The following is a 24,938-nucleotide window of genomic DNA, read 5'->3' as shown; positions in this document are numbered from 1 at the left end:
GTTATCAGTGGGACGACCCACACCTTGAGATGATAAAACCATGTTCAAGAAGATTTTAATTGCCAACCGCGGGGCTATTGCCACCAGAATTATTCGCACACTGCAGCAAATGGGCATTCAGGCTGTCGCCATCTATGCCGAAGCCGATCGTGACTCATTGCATGTCAGCTCTGCCGATGAGGCCTTTTCGCTTGGAGAAGGCCGCGCTGCAGACACTTATCTGAATCAACAACGCATTCTCGAAATTGCCAGAGAAACCGGTGCCGAAGCGATTCACCCCGGTTATGGTTTTTTGAGTGAAAACTCCAACTTTGCACGACTTTGTGAAGCCAATAATCTGGTATTTCTGGGGCCCACACCGGAACAGATGGAAGCCTTTGGTCTGAAACACAGTGCCAGAGCGCTGGCTCAGCAAAACGATGTGCCGTTATTGCCAGGTTCAGAATTACTTGAGGATATTGAACAGGCGCTTGCTATTGCTCAGACCATTGGTTATCCGGTGATGTTGAAATCCACCGCCGGCGGTGGTGGTATCGGTATGAGTCGTTGTGATACCGAAGATGAACTGAAAAATGCTTTCAATTCCGTCAAACGGCTTGGCGCCAATAATTTTTCCAATGATGGCGTGTTTATCGAAAAATTTATCACCCAGGCCCGGCATATTGAAGTACAAATCATTGGCGATGGTCAGGGTCATGTGCTGGCACTGGGCGATCGGGACTGCTCCAGTCAGCGACGTAATCAGAAAGTTATCGAAGAAGCGCCTGCGCCGAATATTCCAGACAACGTTCGTCAGTCTATGCATGAGGTTTCCGTCCGGCTGATGGCCGCTGTCCATTACCGCAGTGCCGGTACCGTGGAATTTGTCTACGATGCCCAGTCACATGATTTTTATTTTCTGGAGGTTAACACCCGGTTGCAGGTTGAGCATGGTGTAACCGAAGCCATCTATAAAGTGGATCTGGTTCGCTGGATGATTGAAGTCGGTGCTCAGGAAAGTACACTGCCTGCTGAAGCGCCTAAACCTCATGGCCATGCCATACAGGTACGCTTGTATGCCGAAGATCCATTCAAAAAATTCCAGCCATCAGCCGGTCTGTTAACCGAAGTAGAATTTCCTGAACTGCCAGACTTACGTATCGATCACTGGATTAAACCCGGCATTGAAATCTCGCCGTTTTTTGATCCGATGCTGGCCAAAGTTATCAGTTATGCCGAAACACGCGAATCAGCGCATGCAAAACTGCTTTCAGCACTTAAACAAATCAGCATCTATGGCATTGAAACCAACACCGACTATCTCAGCCATATATTGAATGATGCGGCCTTTTTATCCGCCAGCATTACCACCCGTTATCTGGACAGCTTTGTCTATTACCCCAATACTTTCAGCGTGTTATCGCCTGGCACCATGACCACAGTACAGGATTATCCCGGCCGGCAAGGTTATTGGGATATTGGCATTCCGCCTTCCGGCCCTTATGACAACTGGTCTTTCCGGTTGGGTAATCGTCTGCTTGGCAATACCGAAGACTGTGCCGGATTAGAAATCACGCTGAGCGGTCCTGAACTGGTGTTTCACTGCAGCAGCCAAATTATCATTACCGGCGCCACCATTGAGGCCAAACTCAATGGCGAGCAGATTGATTGCTGGCAAATTTATTCAGTGTCTAGCGGCGACAAGCTTACGCTGGGTCAAATCAAAGCCGCCGGTACAAGAGCTTATCTGCTGGTCGCCGGTGGTATTCAATGCCCGAATTATCTTGGTTCACGATCCACCTTTACCCTGGGTCAATTTGGCGGCCATGTTGGTCGCACGTTAAAAACCGGCGATGTTCTTCATTTATCAGACGAAACAGCAGCAGTTGATTTAACAACAACACCTGCCGAATTAATTCCGCAAATCACCACTCATTGGGAGATTAAGGTCATTTACGGCCCGCATGGCGCGCCGGATTTCTTTACCGAACAGGATATTGAAACGTTTTTTGCCGCTGACTGGAAAATTCACTATAACTCCAGCCGAACAGGCATAAGACTGATTGGGCCACGTCCGGAATGGGCCAGAAATACCGGCGGTGAAGCGGGCTTACATCCTTCCAATATTCACGATAATGCTTATGCAGTCGGCACCATTGATTTCACTGGCGATATGCCAATTATTCTTGGACCCGATGGACCGTCATTAGGGGGCTTTGTCTGTCCCGCCACCGTTATCACGGCAGAACTGTGGAAAATAGGCCAATTAAAAGCCGGTGATACGGTGCGTTTTATTCCAGTGTCGATAGAAACCGCCAGAGCCATGGAGCGGGCTCAGCAGGAATCGCTTGCTCAACTGTCACAGCAACCTGTAGAGGTCGCCCCTACAGAAATTGGCTCACCCATCTATGACACGCTGGTCTCACCGGAAACGGGTATCGATGTCTGTTACCGGTTGGCGGGCGATCATTATCTTCTGGTCGAATATGGTGAACTGAAACTGGATATCAATCTGCGTTTTAAAGTGCATGCTTTGATGTTGTGGTTACAGCAACAAAATATCAAAGGATTACATGAACTGACACCCGGCATACGTTCACTGCAGATTCACTACGATGGTATGCAAATTTCTCTGGAAACCCTGGTCGGTATTCTCAAACAGGCAGAACAGGAAATCAGCAATATCGAAGAAATGGATGTGCCTGCACGTATCGTGCATTTACCCATTTCCTGGAATGACGAAGCCTGCCAGCAAGCTATCCAGAAATACATGCAATCGGTGCGGCATAACGCGCCCTGGTGCCCGGATAATATTGAATTTATCCGCCGTATTAATGGGCTGAGCTCGGTCGATGAAGTGAAGCGTATCGTGTTTGAGGCTAGTTATCTGGTGATGGGTCTGGGTGACGTCTATCTGGGCGCTCCGGTGGCAACACCGCTGGATCCAAGACACCGTCTGGTCACCACTAAATATAACCCTGCCCGGACCTGGACTGCCGAAAACTCCGTTGGCATCGGTGGGTCGTATCTGTGCGTTTATGGCATGGAAGGTCCGGGTGGCTATCAGTTTATCGGCCGGACCCTGCAGATGTGGAATCGTTATCTGAAAACCGCTGAATTCACTAAACCCTGGTTGTTGAGGTTTTTCGATCAAATCAAGTTTTATGAAGTCACTCACGATGAACTGGTGCAGATCCGTCGTGATTTTCCGCAAGGCAATTACCCACTGAAGATCGAAGAAACCACCTTCAATCTCAAACGCTATAACCAGTTTATTGAGCAGCATAAAGAGTCGATTGACAGCTTTACCCGCCAGCGTGAACAAGCCTTTGAAGAAGAACTGGAACACTGGAAACGCGAGGGTCTTTTGCATTTTGATAGTGGCAATGAACCGCAGATCATTGAGGAGGAAAGTACGCCACTGCCCGAAAATGCCATTTCCGTTGATAGTCCACTTAACTGCAGTGTGTGGAAGGTAGAAGTGGAAATCGGTTCGTCCGTACAAGAAGGCGATGTATTGATGATCCTGGAAGCGATGAAAATGGAGATCCAGATAACCGCGACCCAAGCCGGTACCATCACAGAAATTAAACGGCAGGCCGGCGCGCAGGTTGGTATGGGTGATCGTCTGGTCGTTATTTCCGGGGAGGCAGAATAATGGATATGACCATTGATGCCATTCATCAGGCTTATCGTGATGGTAAGCTCTCTCCGCATAAACTAATTGATGAGGTGCTGAAACGCGTCGCCACCTATGCTGATCGAAATATCTGGATAACTCTGTTATCCCGCGAAGCCATCCAACCTTATCTGGACAATTTAATCGGCCAATCACCTGATAAATTGCCCTTGTACGGAATTCCATTTGCGATAAAGGACAATATTGAATTAGCCGGTGTCGATGTCACTGCTGGCTGCGAGGCCTATCGCTATACAGCAGCGCAATCCGCTCATGTGGTGGAATTACTGATTAATGCCGGAGCGATTCCGATTGGCAAAACCAATATGGATCAGTTTGCTACCGGGCTGGTCGGTGTGCGTTCACCGGATAAATGGGGCGCCTGCCAGAACAGTTTTGATCCAGAGTATATTTCCGGCGGTTCCAGTTCAGGTTCTGCGGTAGCGGTCGCATTAGGACTGGTGAGTTTTTCTTTAGGCACCGATACTGCTGGCTCTGGTCGGGTACCGGCTGCATTTAACAATCTTATTGGTTTAAAACCGTCGCGTGGTTTGCTCAGTAATCACGGCGTAGTGCCTGCCTGTAAAAGTCTGGATTGTGTGTCTATTTTCAGTCTGACCACAGAGGATGCAAACCGGGTATTTGAAGTGGCGGCGGCATTTGATGCGAAAGATGATTACTCCCGGCAAAATAAAGATACTAACCGGCGAAATTATGGCCATCTCTCAGCTGAAAGCTTTAACTTTGCTATTCCGCAAACCGGTCAATTAGCGTTTTTTGGCGACCAGGAAACTGAGCAGGGCTTTTATAATACGGTTGAAACGCTGAAAAAACTTGGCGGCATCTGTCATGAAATTGATTTTGAGCCGTTTCTGACGGCTGCCAGATTGTTATACGAAGGCCCGTGGGTGGCTGAACGACGTCTTGCCACTGCCAATGTTAAACGTGAAGACATGCTGCCGGTTTTACAACACATTCTCGATAGCAATAACACCGCTTCAGCCGAGGATCTGTTTAGTGCTGAGTACCAACTACAGCACTGCAAACAGCAGGTCACCCCGGTACTGGAAAACGTTGATTTTATTCTGACACCAACCACTGGCACGATTTACAAAATCAAAGAGGTTCAGGCCGAACCAATTAAACTTAATAGCCAGCTGGGTTATTACACCAACTTTATGAATCTGCTCGATTGCAGCGCAGTTGCCGTTCCAGCAGGTTTCAACTCAAACGGGTTACCGTTTGGCGTGACACTGTTTTCCAGAGCTTTCAGTGATACCCGACTGTTGTCTTATGCCAATCGACTGCAACAAACATTGAACTTACCGCTCGGAGCAACCGCGTTGCCGCTGGCTGAATCTCAAGCGTTAAACGCCGGGGTTATGGACCGGATCCAAGTCGTTGTCTGTGGAGCACATCTGGAGGGACAACCACTCAATTGGCAATTGCGGGAGCGTGGCGGCAAGTTAATACGCGGCACACAAACCACTACAGATTACCGACTTTATGCACTCCCCGGCGGACCACCAGCCCGACCAGGACTGGTCAGAGATGAACAACAAGGGGAAGCGATTGAAGTTGAGTTATGGGAGTTACCCACCGCCAGCTTTGGATCGTTTGTCGCGGGGATCCCTGCCCCATTAGGTATTGGCAAGGTAAAACTGGCGGATCAGCAATGGTATACAGGCTTTATCTGTGAGCCCTATGCCATCAGCCACGCCACCGATATCAGTCATCTTAAAGGCTGGCGGGCTTACGTTCAGCAGCTATAAGTCGCTTCATGTTTAAAACAAACCGGGTCGGAAAACATCCGGCTCGGTTTTTCTGCAGCAAAAATACTGGCCGCTATTTCAACGGGCATCGACTATTCCATTGATTCCCAATCACAACAGTGGGAGTATGTTAGCTCGCCTTTTTTATCTATAGAAGTCTATGAACAAAATCCAATACACCACGATTCGCCCATTAAGAACCTTAAATCTGCTCTCTCAGGAAGAAATCCAACGCATCAGCAATACCAGCGAAGATTTGCATCGATTATTTCGCGATTGCGCTCTAGCGATTTTAAATACCGACAGTCATCAAGATGATGCCGAGCAAATCTTTCATACCTATGCAGATTTCGATATCAAACTGGTGCCACAATCACGTGGTGTGGTCTTGGAAATCAAAAATGCCCCGGCACAGTCTTTTGTCGACGATAAAATCATTCGCGGTATTCAGGAGCATTTGTCATCGGCGTTGCGCGATATTATCTATACCGATTTCAAAATTCTTGCCCGGCAAACTTCACCGACATCAGGACAGATTACCGATAGCGTGTTTATGATTCTGCGTAACGCAGATGCCATCAAGCCAAATATGACACCAAATCTGGTGGTGTGCTGGGGTGGTCATTCGATTCCCCGTGAAGAATATGATTACGCCAAACATGTGGGCTATGAACTGGGCTTGAGAAATCTCGATATCATTACTGGCTGTGGTATTGGTGCAATGAAAGGCCCGATGAAAGGTGCTGCGGTGGGCCATGCCAAGCAACAATTCAAAAACGGTCGTTATATCGGTATCAGTGAGCCGGGGATTATTGCCTCAGAATCACCCAATGCCATCGTTAATGAACTGGTGATCATGCCGGATATTGAAAAGCGGCTGGAAGCATTTGTCCGTCTCGGCCACAGTTTTATTGTGTTCCCAGGTGGCGTTGGTACGGTCGAGGAAATTTTCTACCTGCTAAGCATTTTGCTGCACCCGGAAAACAAACAAGGTATTCCGCTGGTGTTTGCCGGCCCCGAATCCTGCCGTGACTATTTCGAGACACTGGATAAATTCCTGCGCCGTTGTCTGGGTGATAAAGTGGCTGAACTATATCAAATCGTCATTGGCGAGCCCGCCACAGTGGGCCAAATCATTCGTGATTCCGTGGATCAGGTACACCTTGCCCGTCGTGAATCGCAGGATGCCTATTATTTCAATTGGCAACTGCATATCGATCCGATGCTGCAACAGCCGTTTATTCCTACCCATGAAAATATGGCATCGCTGCGGTTATATCCCGATATGCCAGGTCATGAACTGGCCAGCAATTTACGTTCGGCGTTTTCCGGGATTGTTGCCGGTAATGTAAAAGCGTTTGGTATTCGCGAAGTAGCCAAACATGGTCCTTACATCATTAACGGCGATCCGGATTTAATGCGAGCCATCGATGACTTGTTACGTATCTTTGTCCGTGAAAAACGTATGAAACTGGGACAGGACGAAAATGCTTACAAACCGTGTTACAAGCTGCTGGATTAATCCAGCAGCTCAGGTTTCATCATGCAGATGAAAAACTTTATTCATAACCTGCCATTTGCCATCAATTTTTAACAAATTAAAAAAATCGGTAAAGCGATGACCGGTCCAGTTATCTGATTCGAGTCTGACACTGGCTGCCGTACCAACCACATCGATATGGGTAATTTTTGATTTCATGTCTTTGGCTGGACCATTTTCATCATTCCAGTCATACAAGCCCTGAATGGGACCGGCAAATAAATCCGGACCAACATAACCGTAAATAGTGGCATCCTGATGAAATGCCGGTTTCATAAGTTCACCACGGCCTGCCACAGCACCATCAATATAAAGCTGAATCAGTTTGCTGATGGCCTCGTAATCATCGATTGAAATAGCGTTATTCGACATAATTAACTCCTTCTTGTTGATTCAAGCAGTCAACATAGCATAAACATTTCGGGGAGATTTCCCGCTAAAATCAGTTGTCAGGAAATGATTTTCAGTTGTTTCACGTAAATTAATTCACAGGCATTGGCACCGGTATCATCCCGAGTTAACGAACTGCGCCAGCGCCAGCCATCATCGGCATTCACATTTACCAGATAGCCCTGCAGCGTAATTAATTGTCCCGGACGGATCTGCTTAAGCGTTCTGGCGACTTCATCATTCGCCGGAATCAAATGCATATTGGCGCTTTGGGTTTCAATGTTCCGACGAGGAATCGGAAATGAATCGACCTGCCAGAAATACCAGCGACCGGACTGGCGAATGTTGATCTGTTTAACAACTTCAGGATCCGCCATTTCTCCCCAGCCCAATACCAAATCGGTGGGTGATAAATCAGTTTCACGTCCTAACCAATAATCTTCCCGTGCCAGTACTCTGGCTTCCAGGGTAAATTCAGCCATCGGCTGTATTACATAGTCATCAAAAGGAATAGACGGAAGATCTGCTACTTCGGCTTGTAAAGGTGCTTTATCTATGACTTTATCAGGCGCGGCGTAATGGATGGCGTCGGGTGAACAGTAACGCCAGCCAACAAAGATCACCATGATAATGAAGAGCCAACGCCACATAAGCTAATCAGCTAACCATCAATTCGAAAACGGCGGGCAGCCAGGAAGACCAGCAGCAATACTGGTACCCCCATTAAGGCAGTCATCAAAAAGAACTGCTCATAACCAATGCTTTCAACCATCGTCCCGGAATACCCTCCAAGGATTTTCGGCAATAAGGTCATTAATGAACTGAAAATGGCATATTGCACCGCGGTAAACGAGATATTGGTCAGGCTGGATAAAAATGCAATAAAGGCGGCACTCGCCATACCGCCGGACAGATTATCAGCAGAAATCACGATATATAGCATCCAGATATCATTGCCCATTTGGGCAAGCAGCATAAACAACAGATTGGTCAATGCCGATAAAACCGCCCCTAAAAACAGGATGCGCATCACCCCAAAACGTAACGCTAGAATACCGCCAAGAAAACCACCAACAATGGTCATAAACAAACCAAATGTTTTCACCACCGTGGCAATCTCTGGCTTGGTGAAGCCCATATCCTGATAAAAAATATTGGCCACAACACCCAGCACAATATCGGATATTCGATATAACCCAATCAACGAAAGCAGCAACAACGCCATCGATAGGCCGTAGCGTTTGAAGAAATCCTGCACTGGTTCAACATAGCTTCGATGCACAATGCTTTTCTGCGCCCAGCCCATCAAGATCAACACTCTGGCAATAATCACGGCCACCATGGTGGCCAGCACTAAACGCACTAACTCAACACCAACCGCCGACATAGGGCCATTATTAAAAACGTTAAGTAACTGCAGACGTGCCTGACCAGCCCAGTCGCTGGTGAGATAGAAACAGGCAATAAATCCGCTTATCGACAACGCAAAAGTCAGCATCAACCCCAGATAATCCCGCTTGCGCTCCTCATGAACCTTTTTATTTACTTCAGGTTCAGGGCTTAACAAGGTGGTGACCACACCAATTAGCATCAGTGCCGCCATAATTAAATAGCTTTGCCGCCACGCCAGATAATCGTACTCACCCATTTCAGAGCCAAAATAACTGGCCAGCATCAACGCACCAGCCCCAGCCATCAGCATACCGATGCGATATCCGGCGATATAACTGGCAGACATTAATGCCTGCAAACGGGTATCGGCAGACTCGATACGATAGGCATCAATCACCACATCCTGCGTCGCGGCTGAAAAGCCCAGTAACACAGCCGCAACAGCCATTAAGGTTAAGGAATGTGTTGCCGGATCAACCATCGCCATCATTATGATCGAAGCGATAATCATCAGCTGTGACAAAAATAACCAGCTACGCCGTCGACCTAACAGGCGATGCAAAATCGGTAATGGCAGAATATCTAGCAGCGGCGCCCAGACAAATTTAAATGAATAACCCAGCGCCGCCCAACTGAAATAAGTGACTGCGCTGCGATCGACCCCCGCTTCACGTAACCATAGGCTGAGAGAGGAAAAAATCAGTAATAACGGCAACCCCGCCGCAATGCCGAGAAACAGCATGGTGACAACTTGGGGGGTAAAAAAGCCCGCAGACTTTCTTGCCAGGAACGGATACTTGCAATCAAACGTAAGCTCACTGATGAGGTTTAATTCGCTAAAGTAACATTGACGCTTCCGGCAATCCACTCTGAAATGACTGTCGGATCAAGATTGCAATATCTATTGGCACATCAGCATGTGGTTTATGAGAAAATACCGAGAACTTACCAACACTAATTCTTAATGGCTAAACAACGAAAAATCATTCATGTGGATATGGACGCGTTTTATGCCTCGGTTGAACAACGTGACTTTCCCGAGTTAAAAGGCAAACCGCTAATCGTCGGTGGTCAACCCGACAGCCGCGGCGTAGTCGCTGCGTGCAGTTATGAAGCGCGCAAATTTGGTATTCATTCAGCGATGGCTTCATCAAGAGCTTATCGTTTATGCCCCGAAGCCATTTTTGTCCGCCCCCGTTTTGACGCCTATAAAGAAGTGTCCAACCAGATCCGCGAAATATTCTGGCGCTATGCCTCAGAAGTCGAACCGCTTTCTTTAGATGAAGCCTATCTGGATGTCACATATACCGAATCATTTAATGGCTCTGCTACCTTGATTGCCAAAGCCATCAAAGCTGAAATCCTCGCCGAGACTGGACTCACCGCTTCGGCTGGCGTCTCCTACAATAAATTTCTCGCCAAAATTGCTTCTGATATGGATAAACCCGATGGCCTTTATCTGATCCGCCCCGAGCAAGGTCAGGAATTTGTAAACAAACTACCCATCGGCAAATTTCACGGAATCGGCCCCGCCACCAGAAGCCAAGATGAAAAACCTCGGTATCCATACTGGTAATGACTTACGGCAGAAATCGTTAACTGAACTCACCGAGCGCTTCGGTAAATCAGGTCAGTATTATTACAACATCGCCCGGGCGATTGATGAACGTCCGGTACGCAGTCAACGTATCCGTAAATCATTGGGCAAGGAAACCACTTTTTCCAAAGATATCCTGTCAATTCCTGAGCTAACCAACATCCTGCTAGATCTCGCTCAGCAAGTGGTGGAAAGCTTATCCAAACACAATATGCAAGGCAGAACGGTTACCGTGAAAGTGAAATATGCTGACTTTCAGCAAGTCACCCGGGCTCAAACGCTGGACCACAGCATTAGCTTTGCTGATTTGCAGGAATGGATTCCGAAACTGTTGGCTCGGACGGAGGCTGCGCATAAACCGGTCAGGTTGGTGGGATTAAGTTTGAGTGGGTTTGATTTGCCGGTGGTTGATGAGAAGGGGCAGGCGCAGTTGGATTTGGGATTGAATGGTATGTTGCTTGAATGAATGAACCTGTTAGTTATAAAACGTAACCAAGTGTAATAATTGGTGAGGAAGAGTTAGGATCTTAACTAATTAAGAATAACTTTTGGCTTAAGGGGTAAGTTTTGGAATCTCTATTTGAACATCAAGAGTCACTAGATTTTTTAGTTCTGAGTTATTCATTATTAATGAATGAATCAGACAGAGGATCCGTCTTGATTGGTGTTTCAATGTTGGATGAGCAATTAACTAAGCTCTTTGAAGCCATACTTCCTGAAAATACTAGTAAAAAAAGAAAAAAAGAGATTTTTGATAGTAGAGGAGCGTTTGGAAATTTGTCTTCAAAGCTTGATATTGCTTACGTATGTCAACTTCTGCCAGCCGACCTAATAAATAGTATTCATCGGCTGAGAAAACTAAGAAATGATCTTGCTCACCAGATAGCACCTTTTACTATTGAAGAAAACTTAGAAGCCATTTATGAGGTATTTTCTCTCACTCGAGGCAATCTAGCTGCTGGAATGCTCCATTTATCCGAAGAATTTGTCTATAGCTATTTATTAGAGAAATTATTGACCGCAGAACATCCAACAGTTCAAGGTAAAAAACTTTTCGACTCAAAGGACGATGCCATTTTATTCTTGAGTGAGGATAAGAATATAAAAAAGAAGCTTTCTGAAAAAAGAATCAAAGTCATGTTTGTGATTGGTGTTTCAAGCTTGGCTGCACTCATCATTTATCATCGAGATAAAATTATTGCTAAACATGTATCAGAAGCCCAGGTGCCATTATAGCCCGTGGGTTGGGTTGAGTCTGCGAAACCCAACAAATCAAAATGTTTTGGCACAAAGTTTCGCCCTATGGGGCGAGTTCATTTTCTTTGTTTGCCCAAAGAAAACGAACCAAAAGAAAAGGCACCCCTTGTGTTGGCCTGCGGCTCCACTGCGTTGCGTTTTTTGTCAGGGAGACTCACCAAACTCGCTTCGCTCAAACAGGTAAGTCTCTAATCCTGACAAAAAGCCGCTACTCGTCAACACAAAAGGGGGATCCACGAGCAACACCACGCTTGAGGCATTTTCCTCGATGCCCTTATGCGAAGCCGAGCATCGCAGAGCTGGTCGGATCAGCATGACGGCTGTTTGAGCGCAGCGAGTTTCCGTCATGCCCGACCAGATCGAGAAGCGCAGGGAACCCGCAGGGCGAGCATGGGCTGCCCTTTTGTTTGGTTCGTTTATTTTGGGCAAGCAAAATAAATGAACGCCCCGCGGCAGCGATAAAGTCGAAAATATAATTCAGATTGTTGGGTTTCGTACCTCAACCCAACCTGCATATATCACTAGATTCCCGCCTGCGCGCGAAGACAGCTATCTGTTGAGCTGCATTGAAGTTAGCCCATTCTTAGAGAGATCAAAAAACGTTTTAGGAATTTGATTTAAATTTATTTTTTAAAATCTTAAAACGGCTAAGAGCACATTTCACAAAATTGCCATCCTGGTGCTTAAATTGCTTCTTCAAAGCTTTTTTAACTTCCCAAGTACCTTTATACCCATTCGGGAAAACCACTAAATCACCGGCTTTAAAAGTTGTTGGTGAGCCACCATCGTTAGGCGTCATGACACATTCACCCTCAACGATATAAGCGATTTCTGTGGTGACAAATGACCATGGGAAAACCGATACGCCTTTTTCCCATGTTGGCCAGTGAGCCACGCCCAGTTGTTTTAAACGAGCTTCACTGGGGTTGCTGTCCACTGTTATTTCTTTCATTTTATTTCCTAAAGATTGAGATGTATCCCCAAAACCTGACTGTTTTGAGATAAGCGATTTGTGATTTGCCTGCGCTATTTTGCCTGCCTTTGAACGATAAACCGAATTTATCGTCCCTATCCCATGTTAAACCAAGCACAATTTGCCATAATGCCCCTTTCCTTTTATCACTGAATTTCTTATGCAGCATGTCGGGCAACCCGCGCTGGAAGTGTTACAAAACGTTTTTGGTTACAGCGCTTTTCGTCACAATCAGCAAACTATCGTTGACCATGTGATTGCCGGTGGTGATGCCTTGGTGTTAATGCCGACTGGTGGTGGTAAATCTTTGTGTTATCAGCTCCCCGCACTGATTCGCCCGGGGACTGGTGTTGTGGTGTCACCATTAATTGCCCTGATGCAGGATCAGGTGATGGCGTTGCAACAACTGGGCGTTAACGCGGCATTTCTCAATTCCAGTTTATCCGCTGCTGAAGCAAATGCCGTTGAGACTCAGCTTGAAGCCGGCCAGATAGATTTGCTGTATGTGGCTCCAGAGCGTTTATTAAACGAACGCACCCTGTCGATGCTGTCGCGGATTCAGGTTTCACTGTTTGCCATTGATGAAGCGCATTGTGTATCGCAATGGGGCCATGATTTTCGCCCGGAATATCAGCAACTGCGCATGTTGCATGAACGTTTTCCCGATATTCCACGTATTGCGCTGACTGCTACCGCCGATAAACGCACTCGTATTGAGATCATCGAACAGCTCAATCTGCATGACGCCAATGTCTATCTGAACAGTTTTGATCGAAGCAACATTTTTTATGCCATTGCCGAAGCCAATCAGGCCAAACAACAGCTTTGGCAGTTTATTGAAACCCAGCATGCCAATGATGCCGGGATTGTTTATTGCTTGTCTCGTAAAAAGGTCGAGGCAATTGCTGAGTGGTTGAGCGACCAGGGTCGCGTCGCTTTGCCCTATCACGCCGGTTTATCATCAGAGATGCGTGCAAAGCATCAGCAACGGTTTTTACGCGAAGAGGGCGTGATTATTGTTGCCACCATTGCGTTTGGTATGGGCATTGATAAACCCGATGTACGCTTTGTCGCGCATTTGAATTTGCCAAAAAATATCGAAGCCTATTATCAGGAAACCGGCCGCGCCGGGCGTGATGGTTTACCAGCAAATGCGTGGATGGCCTATGGGCTGCAGGATGTCATCACCCTGCGTCAGTTTATGCAGAATTCTGATGCGCCGGACCTTATCAAACGAGTCGAACATCACAAGCTCGATGCCATGTTGGGCTTATGCGAATCCATCAGCTGCCGGCGGCACGCCCTGCTCGCCTATTTTGATGAAACGTCACCGGAAACCTGCGGTCAGTGTGATAACTGTCAGAATCCGCCAGAGCATTTTGATGCTACTGAAGTTGCCCAAAAAGCCTTGTCATGTGTCTATCGGACCGATCAACGCTTTGGGGTGAATTATCTAATTGATGTGTTGGTGGGCAGTGAAGATGAACGCATCAAGACCAACCAGCATGATCAGCTCAGTACGTTTGGTATTGGCTCAGATCTGACCGCTACGCAATGGCGCGGTATCTTCCGCCAACTTATCGCCACCGGCTATCTTGATATTGATATCAATCGTTATGGTGCATTACGTCTGACTGAAAAATGTCGGTCGATTTTACGCGGCGAACAAAAACTGCTGCTGCGTAAACAGCAAGCCAAACAAACGCTCAGCAAAAAAGAGAAAAAACAATCTACCGTGCGTCCTCAGGATCAGGAGCTATGGGATACGTTACGCCAGTTACGAACCGAGATCGCCCAACAAAATGGCGTGCCGCCTTTTGTGATTTTTCATGATTCAACGCTGCAGGAAATGTGTCAGACCAGACCTAATGATATGCAAGCCATGGCACGTATTTCCGGTGTCGGCGCTCAAAAACTGGAACATTACGGTCAACGGTTTTTAACAGTTATTCAGCAGTTTCCATTATCGGAATTATTAAATAACGGCTTACGTGACACGGTGAATCAGACATTGATGCTGCATGAACAAGGAATGAGCCCTGATCAAATAGCGAAACAGCGTGAGTTAAAAGTCAGCACGATATACAGTCACCTGTCAGATGGCATTGAAGCGGGTTTGCTGGATGTTAAAAAAGTGCTGGATCTGGCTGATAATGAATTTAATGAAATCATCTCGACCATTGAGTCACTTGGTGATGAAGCAGATAGTTTAAAAACCGTTTTTGAAGCGTTGGATGAAGCCTATGATTATGGGGTGATTCGTTGTGTCAGGGCTTCTATTTATTAACGTTTTTAGCTAATTTGGCCTTCATTGCATTCAGCAGTGATTTCTAACCATCTTCTTTTGTGCTGCCGCTAAAGGAGCTATCTCAAGATTAGAAAATCAATAAGTTCTTCTAATCGATTCACCATTAAGATTTCGCATGAATGCGAGTCAGGGAATTGCGTGCCCAATTCCCTAACAACCCAAGGGCACCCCTTGTGCTGGCCTGCGGCTCCACTGCGTTGCGTTTTTTGTCAGGGAGACTCACCAAACTCGCTTCGCTCAAACAGGTAAGTCTCTAATCCTGACAAAAAGCCGCTACTCGTCAACACAAAAGGGGGATCCACGAGCACCACGCTTGAGGCATTTTCCTTGATGCCCTTATGCGAAGCCGAGCATCGCAGAGCTGGTCGGATCAGCATGACGGCTGTCTGAGCGCAGCGAGTTTCCGTCATGCCCGACCAGATCGAGAAGCACAGGGAACCCGCAGGGCGAGCATGGGCTGCCCTTTTCTTTGGTTCGTTTCTTTTGGGCAAACAAAAGAAATGAACTCGGGCTTTAGTCCGAAATTGCTAAGTTGAAAGTCACAATACAAGTTATTGAGCGATCGGGGGTAACCCATGTAGTTGAATTAACCTGTTACCGATGTATGTGAATCCCAAAACTGTCTTTTTGTTTGGTTCGTTTATTTTGATTCGCGACATCCCTGTCGCTCACCCTTCGGGTGCCTCCGGCATCCAAATTCATTCCCGATGAATTTGTGGGTACGCAAAATAAATGAACGCCCAGCGGCAGCGACAAGGTTGAAAATCTCAATCCGATTGTTGAGTTTCGTACCTCAGCTCAACCTACTCTAGATTAAGATTCAAGCCGCTTGATTTCATCTGCCAATACTTGAGACTCCTCGGTAAGCGTAGCAAATTTCCGTATATCACCCCTGCGCTGTGCGAGCATGGCTTGCTCCTGTTTTTGAGCAAGTTGCTTTTTTAGTTTTTTGACAGGATCCGACTTGAATAATGAAAACATGGGTTGTTTCTCTGAGATAGATGCTAATCAGAGAGAAACAAACACTGAAAGTTCATTAATCATTTAGCTTGTAATCGTAATCAATGGTCAACGGCGCATGATCCGAGAAACGTTCATCCCGATAAATATTAGTGGCTTTGACTTTACCTTTGAGACTCGGGCTCAGAATATGGTAATCAATGCGCCATCCGGTGTTATTGGCCCAGGCCTGTCCACGATTCGACCACCAGGTGTACTCGTGCTCTGCTTGTGGTAACTCGCGGAAAGCATCGACAAAATTCATCTCATAAAACAACTTGTCCAGCCAGGCGCGCTCTTCCGGTAAAAAGCCGGAGTTTTTCTGATTGCCTTTCCAGTTACGGATATCTTCGTTTTTATGGGCGATATTCCAGTCGCCGCAAATAATGTAATCACGACCGGATTCTTTCATTTCCTGCATTTTATTTTCGAAAAACTCCATGCAGCGATACTTCACCTGTTGGCGTTCATCACCAGATGTTCCTGATGGCAGATAGAGGGAAATCACGCTGAGCTTGCCAAATCTGGCTTCGATATATCGACCTTCTATATCGAACTCGGCATTGCCCATACCGGTAATAACTTCATCCGGCTGAAGACGGCTGTAGATTGCTACGCCGCTGTAACCTTTTTTGACCGCGTCGTGGTAATAGCAGTGGTAGCCTTCAGGAGTGAAAATCTTGTCTTCCAGCTGATGTACTTGCGCTTTTGTTTCCTGAATACACACAACATCGGCATCTTGTTTTTTTAACCAGTCAAAAAATCCTTTTCGCGCAGCGGCTCGGATCCCGTTCAAATTCGCTGATATAATTCGCATCATTCACTCGTGCTTGAAAAAAGACAGCATCATACCATTTACAAATGGAAGCAAAATCAGGATAATGCCCGGTTCATATACAAATAGCTGATTCTTAGGAGAAACACTTTGGCAAACTCAGCACAAGCAAAAAAACGCGCCCGTCAGGCGGAAACTCACCGTCAATTGAACGCTAGTCAGCGTTCAGCGATGCGTACTAAAGTAAAAGCACTCAGAAAAGCGATTGCTGTTGGTGATAAAGAACAAGCCGTTGCTGCATTTCAAGCTGCAGTTCCAGTTCTGGATCGCATGGCTCGTAAAGGCCTGATTCATAAAAATACTGCTGCACGTGGCAAAAGCCGTTTAAACAACGCTGTCCGCGCAATGTAATTGACTGTTCTATAGAATCAGCTAAAAAAACCGGCTCGCGCCGGTTTTTTTATGTCTGTCATTTATCCCGTGACGACCAGATTATCCCGATGAATTAATTCCGGTTCATCAACGTATCCTAATAAGCTTTGAATCGCCTGACTAGGCTGCCCCATAATCCTTACGGCCTCATCAGCGCTGTAATTCACCAGGCCGCGAGCCACTTCCCGCCCCTGCAGATCTGTGCATAAAACCAGTTCACCACGGGTAAACTGTCCATCTACCTGACGCACACCTACCGGTAAAATACTTCGACCTTGCTGTTTTATTACCGCGACAGCACCATCATCAAGCATCAGACGACCTTTAGGAACCAAATGTCCGGCAAGCCACTGCTGACGAGCTTTAATCGGTTTAATGTCGGGCCATAGTAATGTGCCCACGCCCTGACCTGCCGCCAGATGACGTAAATTCAGTGGATGTTTGCCAGATAGAATCACCGTAGTCGCGCCGGATCTTGCCGCGCGTCTGGCCGCCGCTAATTTGGTTGCCATACCACCACGGCCTAATTCGCCTTTACTGTCACCCGCCATACCATCCAGATTTGGATTATTGGCCGCAGAGGCTGCCAGCATTCTGGCATTGGGGTTTAATCGTGGATCACTATCAAACAAGCCATCCTGATCGGTCAGGATAACCAAAACATCGGCTTCAACCAGATTAGCGGTCATGGCTGCCAGAGTGTCATTATCACCAAATCGGATTTCGTCAGTGGCAATGGTATCGTTTTCGTTAACAACCGGCAGAATGCCCATCTCAAGCAAAGTATGCAATGCACTGCGCGCATTCAAATGGCGGCCACGATCCGCTAGATCAGAGTGAGTCAGTAGAATTTGTGCGGTGTGAATGCCGTGTTGTTCACACGCCGTGGCATAAGCATGGATAAGTCCCATCTGTCCCACACTGGCTGCAGCTTGTAACTGATGCAAAGCATGTGGACGTTTTCGCCAGCCCAGTCTTTGCATACCCGCGGCAACTGAGCCGGAGGTGACCAGAACGATCTCTTTACCCTGACTTCTCAATTCGGCAATTTCGCCACTCAGCCAGCGAATACGATCCACATCCAGGCCTTCTCCGGGCTTGGTTAATAAAGCACTACCAATTTTAATCACCCAACGTTTGGTTGATAAAAGTTGCTGATGCGGATTTTCCACAGTTATTCCTCGATGGGTTTAGCGGGAGGCTGCTCACTCTGACGTAAATCATCCAAGTATTGCATGATATCTTCACACAACTGCGCGCAACCTTCACCAGTCTGTCCACTGATTTTGTAGACAGGTCCTTGCCAATCAAGACGGGTCAACACTTCCTGTGTAAGTTCGTCACGGATATCATCCGGGACCAAATCCATTTTATTCAGAATCAGCCATTGCGGCTGCTTGCCGAGGGCATCGCTGTAATGGAGTAATTCACGGTTAATAATTTTAACGCTTTCCACTGGATCCTGTTTCACATCAACTGGGGCCATATCAACCAGATGTAATAGCAATCGAGTGCGGGTTAAATGCTTAAGGAACTGAATACCCAAACCGGCACCTTCAGCTGCACCTTCAACCAGGCCGGGAATATCGGCAATAACAAAGCTGCGTACATCTCTGAGTGTCACCACACCTAGATTTGGATGCAACGTCGTAAAAGGATAATCGGCTACTTTTGGTTGGGCGGCAGAAACCTGACTGATAAAGGTGGATTTTCCGGCATTTGGTAAACCCAATAACCCGACATCGGCTAATAATTTCATTTCAAGGCGTAAGGTACGCTCTTCGCCTGGGGTTCCATCTGAGGTTTGGCGCGGTGCACGATTGATACTGGATTTGTAGCGGGCATTTCCCAGACCGTGCCAGCCACCTTTTGCCACCATAAGCTTATCGCCGTGTTTGGCTAAGTCACCAATCAGTTCATTGGTGTCTTCATCCCAGGCTTCGGTACCTACGGGCACTTTAATAACCAAATCTTCGCCACGGGCACCGCTGCAAAGTTTGCCGCGGCCATGTTCGCCACGCTGGGCTTTAAAGTTACGTTTATAGCGGAAATCGATAAGAGTGTTTACTTGTGTATCTGCCAGCAGATACACATCGCCCCCGTCACCACCATCACCGCCATCCGGACCACCGAAGGGGATATATTTTTCACGACGAAAGCTCAGGCAACCATTACCGCCGGCACCCGCGCTGATTTTTATTTTCGCTTCATCAACAAATTTCATACTGCCGACCAGATAATTTTTTAATAATTGCCACAAACAAAAAACCCCGCATCAGCGGGGCTTTCAGCTGTTTGCCCCAACGGGCTAACAAATTCTTTATTCAGCGATGACGCTGACAAACATGCGATTGTTCGCACCTTTGGTTTCGAATACAACTTTACCATTGGCTGTCGCAAACAATGTGTGGTCTCTACCGATACCAACGTTACGACCTGCATGGTAACGAGTGCCGCGTTGACGAACCAGAATGTTGCCGCCTAATACTGCTTCACCGCCAAAACGTTTAACACCAAGGCGTTTCGACTCGGAGTCGCGACCGTTGCGGGTACTACCACCAGCTTTCTTATGAGCCATGTTAAATCCTCTTTAAATTTGTCAAATCTTAGGCAGTGATGCCAGTGATTTCAATTTCTGTATAAGATTGGCGATGTCCCATCTGTTTCCGATGGTGCTTACGACGACGGAATTTGATGATTTTAACTTTGTCCGCACGACCAACTGAGGCCACAGTTGCTGTTACTTTTGCGCCATCTAAGAAGGGTGCGCCGACTTTAATGTCTTCGCCTTCACCGATCAATAAAACTTCACCCAGTTCAATGGTATCACCCACTTCACCTGGCAATTTTTCAACGCGGAGCTTTTCGCCCTCTTTAACTCGGTACTGCTTACCACCAGTCGCGACAATAGCGTACATCGCTTTCTCCAAAAAATAAATGTTATTGTGGGTAACCCAACAAAAGACCGGGAATTTTAACCGCTTTCTACATTCAGATCAAATGCAAATTGAATTATTTGCGAATCGCTGTTACCCGTGAGAAAGTACGCGTTTAATTCATCTAGAACAGGCAGACAAACGCCCCGTGGATATACAATCCATTTACGCACTCATCCAGCAGGATATGGATTCAGTTGACGCCATGATACAACATCGGCTGCAATCTGAGGTTGTATTAATTAATCAGCTTGGCCATTACATCATCAATAGTGGCGGCAAACGCTTGCGCCCGGCTATTGCTTTGTTAAGTGCCCGTGCCTGCAATCATCAGGCAACTGCGCATATTAATCTTGCCACCATCATTGAATTTATTCACACCGCGACCCTGCTGCATGATGATGTGGTCGACAATTCAACGATGCGCCGGGGCCAGGAAACGGCCAACAGCGTATGGGGAAATGAAGCCAGTGTATTGGTGGGTGATTTTCTTTATACCCGCGCATTTGAAATGATGGTGGAACTGGATTCGATGCGCCTGATGCAAATCCTGTCACATACCACTAACGTGATTGCCGAGGGTGAAGTCTTACAGCTACTTAATGTGCATGATGCAGACACCACTGAAGAACGCTATCTGCAGGTCATTCATCATAAAACCGCCAAATTATTTGAAGCGGCTGGGCAGCTAGGTGCGTTAATCAGTAATGCCTCTGCGGAAATTGAAACGGCATTAGCGCAGTATGCGATGCATCTTGGCAGTGCCTTCCAACTGGTGGATGACTTACTCGATTACAGCGCTTCCAGTGAAACTATTGGCAAAAATATTGGTGATGATCTTGCTGAAGGCAAACCGACGTTACCGCTGATTTATGCCATGCAAAATGGCTCCAGGGAACAGTCCGCGGTCATTCGTGAAGCAATTGAACATGGCCAACGTGATAAAATCAATGACATTATTGACATTATCCACAGCACTGGCGCCATTGACTACACCGCCGCGGCAGCCCGCAAGGAAGTCGAGCAGGCCAAGGCCTATCTCAGTATCGTTCCAGATTCACAATACAAAGCGGCCTTAATCGGATTGGCTGATTTTGCTGTTTCCCGCCACTTTTAAATACGGCTATGAGTAGATATTCATTTTGTATATTTAACTTAGCTTGGTTAGGCTGAACGGCTATGGCTGAAATATATAAATATCATATGTTCATTTGCACCCATCAACGCGATGATGGCAGCGATTATTGTGAAGAACACGGCGCACAGTCACTGCGTGATTATGCCAAGCAACGGGTTAAAGAACTCAAACTGAAAAAAGTCCGGGTGAATAATTCAGGTTGCCTGAATCGCTGCAAATTAGGTCCGATCATGGTGATTTATCCGGAAGGTGTCTGGTATCAATATCATGATAAAGCAGATATCGATGAAATCATCGACACTCACCTGGTCAACGGCAAAATTGTTGAGCGACTATTAAAATGACACCGCAACAATATTGCCGGGATAAAGCGGCGAAAAGTGGTTCAAGCTTCTATTATAGTTTCCTTTTTTTACCCACAAAAAAGCGCAATGCCATTATGGCTCTATATGCTTTTTGTCGTGAAGTTGACGATGCGGTTGATGAGATAAGTGATCCGTTAGTTGCAGCACAAACTCTCGCCTGGTGGCGTCAGGAAGTAGCAAATACCTTTCTCGGACAAGCCACTCATCCCGTTGGAAAAGCCCTCGCTGAGACCCTGCAGGATTTTGATCTGCATGAAGAATATTTTCACGAGATCATTGATGGCATGGAAATGGACTTAACTCAACATCGTTATCCAGCCTATAAAAATCTGGCCTTATATTGTCATCGAGTTGCCAGTGTTGTGGGTTTACTGTCAGCACAGATATTTGGTTTTTCCGATCGAAGTACGCTGAAATTTGCCGAGAAACTGGGACTGGCTTTTCAACTCACCAATATTATTCGTGATGTTCGTGAAGATGCTGAGCGCGGCCGTATTTATCTGCCTTTGGACGAAATGCAACAATTTGGTGTCAGCGAACAAAGTATTCTGGATTTACAACAAACCGAAGCGCTGACAAAGTTACTCGAGTTTCAGGCGCAGCGTGCCGAGCAGTTTTATCAGGAAGCGATGCAGCTGCTGCCCACGCAGGATCGATATCATCAATGCACCGCACTGATTATGGCCGAAATTTATCGCACTACTTTGCAGGAAATTGCCATTGATAATTTCCAAGTAATGAAACAGCGAGTCTCACTTACTCCGATTCGTAAATTATGGCTGGCCTGGTGCACTTACCGACGTGAAAAAAAGCTCGCCAAAAGCCAGAATTAATATGCCCCCCTCATTATTGGTGGTGGATGGAGCGGACTTGCAGCGACTGTCCGTTTAGCCGAAGCTGGGCAAAAGCCTATTCTGTTCGAAGCAGCAAAACAACTTGGCGGGCGGGCCCGCACCATCAAATGGCAAGATCTCGAAATAGATAATGGTCAGCATCTGATGATTGGTGCATACCAAAACATGCTCGATCTGCTTCAGCGAATCGGTATTGAAGAAAACAGCGTTTTTCATCGTAAAGCTTTGGATCTACACATCCTTGATTCGAAGTTCCCCCCATTACATTTATCTGCAAACCGCCTTTTACCCTGGCAACTTGCTCTTTTACCCAGACTTTATTCCAGTCTCGGCTGGCAAGAATTACGGCTTTTTTTACGATTAGCACGTCAACTTAACGCTCCCTCATATACACATAATATTACTGTAGAGCAGTGGTGTCGCCAGACAGGCCAATCGGCAAGACTTATCACGCAGTTGTGGGGCCCGTTATGTCTGGCGATTTTAAATACACCGATAGAACAAGCTTCAGCCAGTGTTTTTGCTGCAACTCTCAGGGATAGTCTTACCGCAAAAAGAAAATCGGCTGATTTGCTGATCCCGAAAAAACCGCTGGGTGATGTACTGCCTGAACCTTCGAGACGTTTTATAACAGAGCATGGTGGGGAAGTTAGGTTACAGAGTCGTATTGAAAAAATTATTATTGAGGCTGGCAAAGTGGCTGGGATTATTACCGGTAACAAAGAATATATTGCTGCAGATAATATTATTGTCGCCGTCTCCCCCGGTATTCTCTATAAGCTTTTAGGTGAGCAGCTTAATCTTCCACCAGTTTCTGAATATCCAATAAGTACAGTCTATTTGCAGTATTCACCGCAATTCCGGCTAAAGGAACCAATTATCGGTTTGAGCAATACCTTACCCCATTGGGTCTTTGACAGATCAGATCAGTCTCCGGGATTAATTGCTGTCGTTATCAGCGGCCCTGGAGAACATGAATCACTGACTAAACAGCAACTGACTGAACAGGTCGTTTTAGCATTAACAGAGCTTTTACCGGAATTACCGGCTAACTATCACACCGCACATGTTATTCGTGATAAAAGAGCTACATTTTGTTGCGGAGTGGTTGAAAACAACCAAAGACCAAGCTGTAAAACAACTATTGATGGCCTTTGGATCGCTGGTGATTACGCTGAAAATCCCTATCCAGCAACACTAGAGAGTGCTGTTATGAATGGCTATCGGGCCGCTGAAAAAATTTTAGCGGGAAAATTCTCCTAACAACATGTCGATATCCTTGCGATTGCTTGTTATACTCGAAGATTAGTTCATTAAACCTAAAGAGGGGATGTCATGTTAAATCGTATGCGTTTAATTTTTACCGGTCTTTTTCTGAGTCTGGCACTGATCGCCTGCAGTGATGAAAGCGATACTGCTGTTACCGATAGTAGCGAAACAGAGACATCATCTCCTGCAACTGTTGAATCTGCTCCTGAAGCAACAGAAGCAACCTCCGAAGGTAGCGAAGACGGTATCCAAGCTGGAATGACCAGAGACGAACTTATCTCAGCTTATGGTGAACCAGATATTGCTCAGGAAAGAACATTAGACCAAATGAATATGGAAACACTTGAGTGGCATAATGATGACGCTACCATCATTGCACAATTACTTGATGGTAAAGTTACCTACGGACGTATTATTCCCAAATCTGAATAAAGACCTGTATGTTGTCACAAGCTGAGCAGTCCATACTCAGCGGTAAAGTTGTGCTTGTTACCGGTGCCCTTGGTGGCATCGGTAGCGAAGTCGCTTTGGCCTATGCAAGACATGGTGCGACGATTATTCTGCTAGACAAAAATATTGCTCAGTTAGAAAAATTGTACGATGTCATTCTGCAGGAAAGCGGCATTGAGCCCGCAATATTTCCAGTGGATTTTAAAGGTGCGACAGCGGATGACTATCAGCAACTTGCACAGACCATAAAAGTAACTTTTGGTCGACTAGATGGTTTAGTGCATTGCGCAGCAGATGTAGGACAATTGGCTCCAATCGCCAATCAGGACATCAAACAATGGGCAGAAACACTTCAAGTTAATTTGACGGCCGCCTTTTTACTGACGCATGCCTGTCTTCCCCTGTTACAAACCACCGAACAGCAAAGTTTTATTATTTTCACTACCGACAGTCAGCATGATAAGGCCTATCGAGGTGCTTATGGATTGAGCAAAGCGGCTATTGAATGTTTTTGCCAACAGTTAGCCCTGGAAATGGAAGCTGCCGCGAAAGTCAGGGTGAATTGCATTGAACCTGGCCAAGTAAAAACTAAATTGCATGCACGGGTTTATCCAGCAACAGATCCTCAACACCTCCCCGAACCAAGCGCGGTCATACCGGCATATCTCTATCTTGCCAGTGACCAAAGCGGCCATTTACATGGCCAATGTGTGAATGCGCAGATGGAATTGCCCGTCAAAGTTTTGGCATAACTCTATAACACGTTGTATTTATTGATTAATTTAACCATGGCATATATTTAGCATGGTTATTGTAAATTATCTTATTTACGA

At 46.5% G+C, this 24,938-nt stretch carries 24 protein-coding genes; 14 read left to right on the top strand and 10 right to left on the bottom strand.

What is annotated here, in order from left to right:
• Positions 1-40 precede the first annotated feature (40 nt).
• The 3 genes from uca (at position 41) to ppnN (ending at position 6,952) form a co-directional block, all read left to right on the top strand.
• On the top strand, positions 41-3,637 hold the full coding sequence (gene uca / locus AC08OG_RS02085; RefSeq protein WP_482929973.1) for an urea carboxylase: 3,597 nt from the start codon (positions 41-43) through the stop codon (positions 3,635-3,637).
• Complete coding sequence (gene atzF / locus AC08OG_RS02080; protein WP_482929972.1) at positions 3,637-5,430, top strand: allophanate hydrolase; 1,794 nt, start codon at positions 3,637-3,639, stop codon at positions 5,428-5,430. The genes uca and atzF overlap by 1 nt, the downstream gene beginning before the upstream one ends.
• A 160-nt stretch (positions 5,431-5,590) precedes the next feature.
• Positions 5,591-6,952, top strand: a complete 1,362-nt coding sequence (gene ppnN / locus AC08OG_RS02075) for a nucleotide 5'-monophosphate nucleosidase PpnN (RefSeq protein WP_439502964.1) — start codon at positions 5,591-5,593, stop codon at positions 6,950-6,952.
• 9 nt (positions 6,953-6,961) lie between these two features.
• On the opposite strand, the gene AC08OG_RS02070 is transcribed toward ppnN, so the two are convergent.
• The 3 genes from AC08OG_RS02070 to AC08OG_RS02060 form a co-directional block, all read right to left on the bottom strand.
• Entirely contained in the window at positions 6,962-7,342 is a 381-nt protein-coding gene (locus tag AC08OG_RS02070) for a nuclear transport factor 2 family protein (protein WP_482929971.1), read from the bottom strand.
• A gap of 77 nt (positions 7,343-7,419) precedes the next feature.
• Positions 7,420-8,010 carry a hypothetical protein gene (locus AC08OG_RS02065; protein ID WP_482929970.1) on the bottom strand — a complete coding sequence of 197 codons (591 nt, stop codon included), beginning with the start codon at positions 8,008-8,010 and terminating at the stop codon, positions 7,420-7,422.
• Positions 8,011-8,021: 11 nt separating this feature from the next.
• Complete coding sequence (locus AC08OG_RS02060; protein ID WP_482929969.1) at positions 8,022-9,494, bottom strand: AmpG family muropeptide MFS transporter; 1,473 nt, start codon at positions 9,492-9,494, stop codon at positions 8,022-8,024.
• A gap of 222 nt (positions 9,495-9,716) precedes the next feature.
• On the opposite strand from AC08OG_RS02060, the gene dinB reads away from it, so the two are divergent.
• The 3 genes from dinB to AC08OG_RS02045 all read left to right on the top strand — a co-directional run bounded on the left by dinB (position 9,717) and on the right by AC08OG_RS02045 (position 11,585).
• Positions 9,717-10,328 (top strand): DNA polymerase IV, encoded by a 612-nt coding sequence (gene dinB, locus AC08OG_RS02055; protein WP_482929968.1) that lies wholly within the window; start codon positions 9,717-9,719, stop codon positions 10,326-10,328.
• Positions 10,300-10,815, top strand: coding sequence for a DinB/UmuC family translesion DNA polymerase (locus AC08OG_RS02050; RefSeq protein WP_482929967.1), 516 nt, complete (start codon positions 10,300-10,302; stop codon positions 10,813-10,815). Before dinB ends, AC08OG_RS02050 begins: the two co-directional genes overlap by 29 nt.
• Before the next feature lie 101 nt (positions 10,816-10,916).
• The gene (locus AC08OG_RS02045) at positions 10,917-11,585 is read left to right on the top strand and encodes a hypothetical protein (protein ID WP_482929966.1); all 669 of its coding nucleotides are present in this window, start codon (positions 10,917-10,919) and stop codon (positions 11,583-11,585) included.
• A 625-nt stretch (positions 11,586-12,210) separates the two neighbouring features.
• On the opposite strand, the gene AC08OG_RS02040 is transcribed toward AC08OG_RS02045, so the two are convergent.
• Positions 12,211-12,558, bottom strand: a complete 348-nt coding sequence (locus tag AC08OG_RS02040) for a cupin domain-containing protein (RefSeq protein WP_292354615.1) — start codon at positions 12,556-12,558, stop codon at positions 12,211-12,213.
• Between the two features lie 181 nt (positions 12,559-12,739).
• On the opposite strand from AC08OG_RS02040, the gene recQ reads away from it, so the two are divergent.
• Positions 12,740-14,866: a DNA helicase RecQ gene (recQ, locus tag AC08OG_RS02035; RefSeq protein ID WP_482929965.1), complete on the top strand. Its 2,127-nt coding sequence runs from the start codon at positions 12,740-12,742 to the stop codon at positions 14,864-14,866.
• 834 nt (positions 14,867-15,700) lie between these two features.
• Here the strand turns inward: recQ and AC08OG_RS02030 are convergent.
• Both AC08OG_RS02030 and AC08OG_RS02025 read right to left on the bottom strand, forming a co-directional pair.
• Positions 15,701-15,868, bottom strand: coding sequence for a DUF6435 family protein (locus AC08OG_RS02030; RefSeq protein WP_482929964.1), 168 nt, complete (start codon positions 15,866-15,868; stop codon positions 15,701-15,703).
• A 55-nt stretch (positions 15,869-15,923) separates the two neighbouring features.
• Complete coding sequence (locus tag AC08OG_RS02025) at positions 15,924-16,703, bottom strand: exodeoxyribonuclease III (protein WP_292403912.1); 780 nt, start codon at positions 16,701-16,703, stop codon at positions 15,924-15,926.
• Positions 16,704-16,811: 108 nt separating this feature from the next.
• Here AC08OG_RS02025 and rpsT point away from each other — a divergent pair, with 108 nt between their 5' ends.
• Positions 16,812-17,072, top strand: a complete 261-nt coding sequence (gene rpsT / locus AC08OG_RS02020; protein ID WP_292354608.1) for a 30S ribosomal protein S20 — start codon at positions 16,812-16,814, stop codon at positions 17,070-17,072.
• Positions 17,073-17,134: 62 nt separating this feature from the next.
• Here rpsT and proB read toward each other — a convergent pair whose 3' ends face one another.
• From proB to rplU, 4 genes are all read right to left on the bottom strand, one after another.
• On the bottom strand, positions 17,135-18,265 hold the full coding sequence (proB, locus tag AC08OG_RS02015; RefSeq protein ID WP_292354606.1) for a glutamate 5-kinase: 1,131 nt from the start codon (positions 18,263-18,265) through the stop codon (positions 17,135-17,137).
• Between the two features lie 2 nt (positions 18,266-18,267).
• Positions 18,268-19,317 carry an Obg family GTPase CgtA gene (gene cgtA, locus AC08OG_RS02010; protein ID WP_292354604.1) on the bottom strand — a complete coding sequence of 350 codons (1,050 nt, stop codon included), beginning with the start codon at positions 19,315-19,317 and terminating at the stop codon, positions 18,268-18,270.
• Between the two features lie 96 nt (positions 19,318-19,413).
• Positions 19,414-19,671: a 50S ribosomal protein L27 gene (rpmA, locus tag AC08OG_RS02005; protein ID WP_014705802.1), complete on the bottom strand. Its 258-nt coding sequence runs from the start codon at positions 19,669-19,671 to the stop codon at positions 19,414-19,416.
• Positions 19,672-19,699: 28 nt separating this feature from the next.
• Positions 19,700-20,011: a 50S ribosomal protein L21 gene (rplU, locus tag AC08OG_RS02000; RefSeq protein ID WP_069295453.1), complete on the bottom strand. Its 312-nt coding sequence runs from the start codon at positions 20,009-20,011 to the stop codon at positions 19,700-19,702.
• 166 nt (positions 20,012-20,177) lie between these two features.
• On the opposite strand from rplU, the gene ispB reads away from it, so the two are divergent.
• The 6 genes from ispB to AC08OG_RS01970 all read left to right on the top strand — a co-directional run bounded on the left by ispB (position 20,178) and on the right by AC08OG_RS01970 (position 24,857).
• The gene (gene ispB, locus AC08OG_RS01995; protein ID WP_292403898.1) at positions 20,178-21,146 is read left to right on the top strand and encodes an octaprenyl diphosphate synthase; all 969 of its coding nucleotides are present in this window, start codon (positions 20,178-20,180) and stop codon (positions 21,144-21,146) included.
• Between the two features lie 62 nt (positions 21,147-21,208).
• Complete coding sequence (locus AC08OG_RS01990; protein WP_292354597.1) at positions 21,209-21,511, top strand: (2Fe-2S) ferredoxin domain-containing protein; 303 nt, start codon at positions 21,209-21,211, stop codon at positions 21,509-21,511.
• The gene (gene hpnD / locus AC08OG_RS01985) at positions 21,508-22,365 is read left to right on the top strand and encodes a presqualene diphosphate synthase HpnD (protein WP_292403896.1); all 858 of its coding nucleotides are present in this window, start codon (positions 21,508-21,510) and stop codon (positions 22,363-22,365) included. The genes AC08OG_RS01990 and hpnD overlap by 4 nt, the downstream gene beginning before the upstream one ends.
• A 12-nt stretch (positions 22,366-22,377) precedes the next feature.
• The gene (hpnE, locus tag AC08OG_RS01980) at positions 22,378-23,649 is read left to right on the top strand and encodes a hydroxysqualene dehydroxylase HpnE (protein WP_482930570.1); all 1,272 of its coding nucleotides are present in this window, start codon (positions 22,378-22,380) and stop codon (positions 23,647-23,649) included.
• 72 nt (positions 23,650-23,721) lie between these two features.
• Positions 23,722-24,087: a hypothetical protein gene (locus AC08OG_RS01975; RefSeq protein ID WP_292403890.1), complete on the top strand. Its 366-nt coding sequence runs from the start codon at positions 23,722-23,724 to the stop codon at positions 24,085-24,087.
• An 8-nt stretch (positions 24,088-24,095) separates the two neighbouring features.
• A complete protein-coding gene (locus tag AC08OG_RS01970; RefSeq protein WP_439502975.1) occupies positions 24,096-24,857 on the top strand; it encodes an SDR family NAD(P)-dependent oxidoreductase in 762 nt (253 codons plus the stop codon).
• Positions 24,858-24,938 lie beyond the last annotated feature (81 nt).

This window comes from Methylophaga sp. F7, from assembly GCF_056863975.1.
This window is presented reverse-complemented; position numbering and strand designations above follow the sequence as displayed.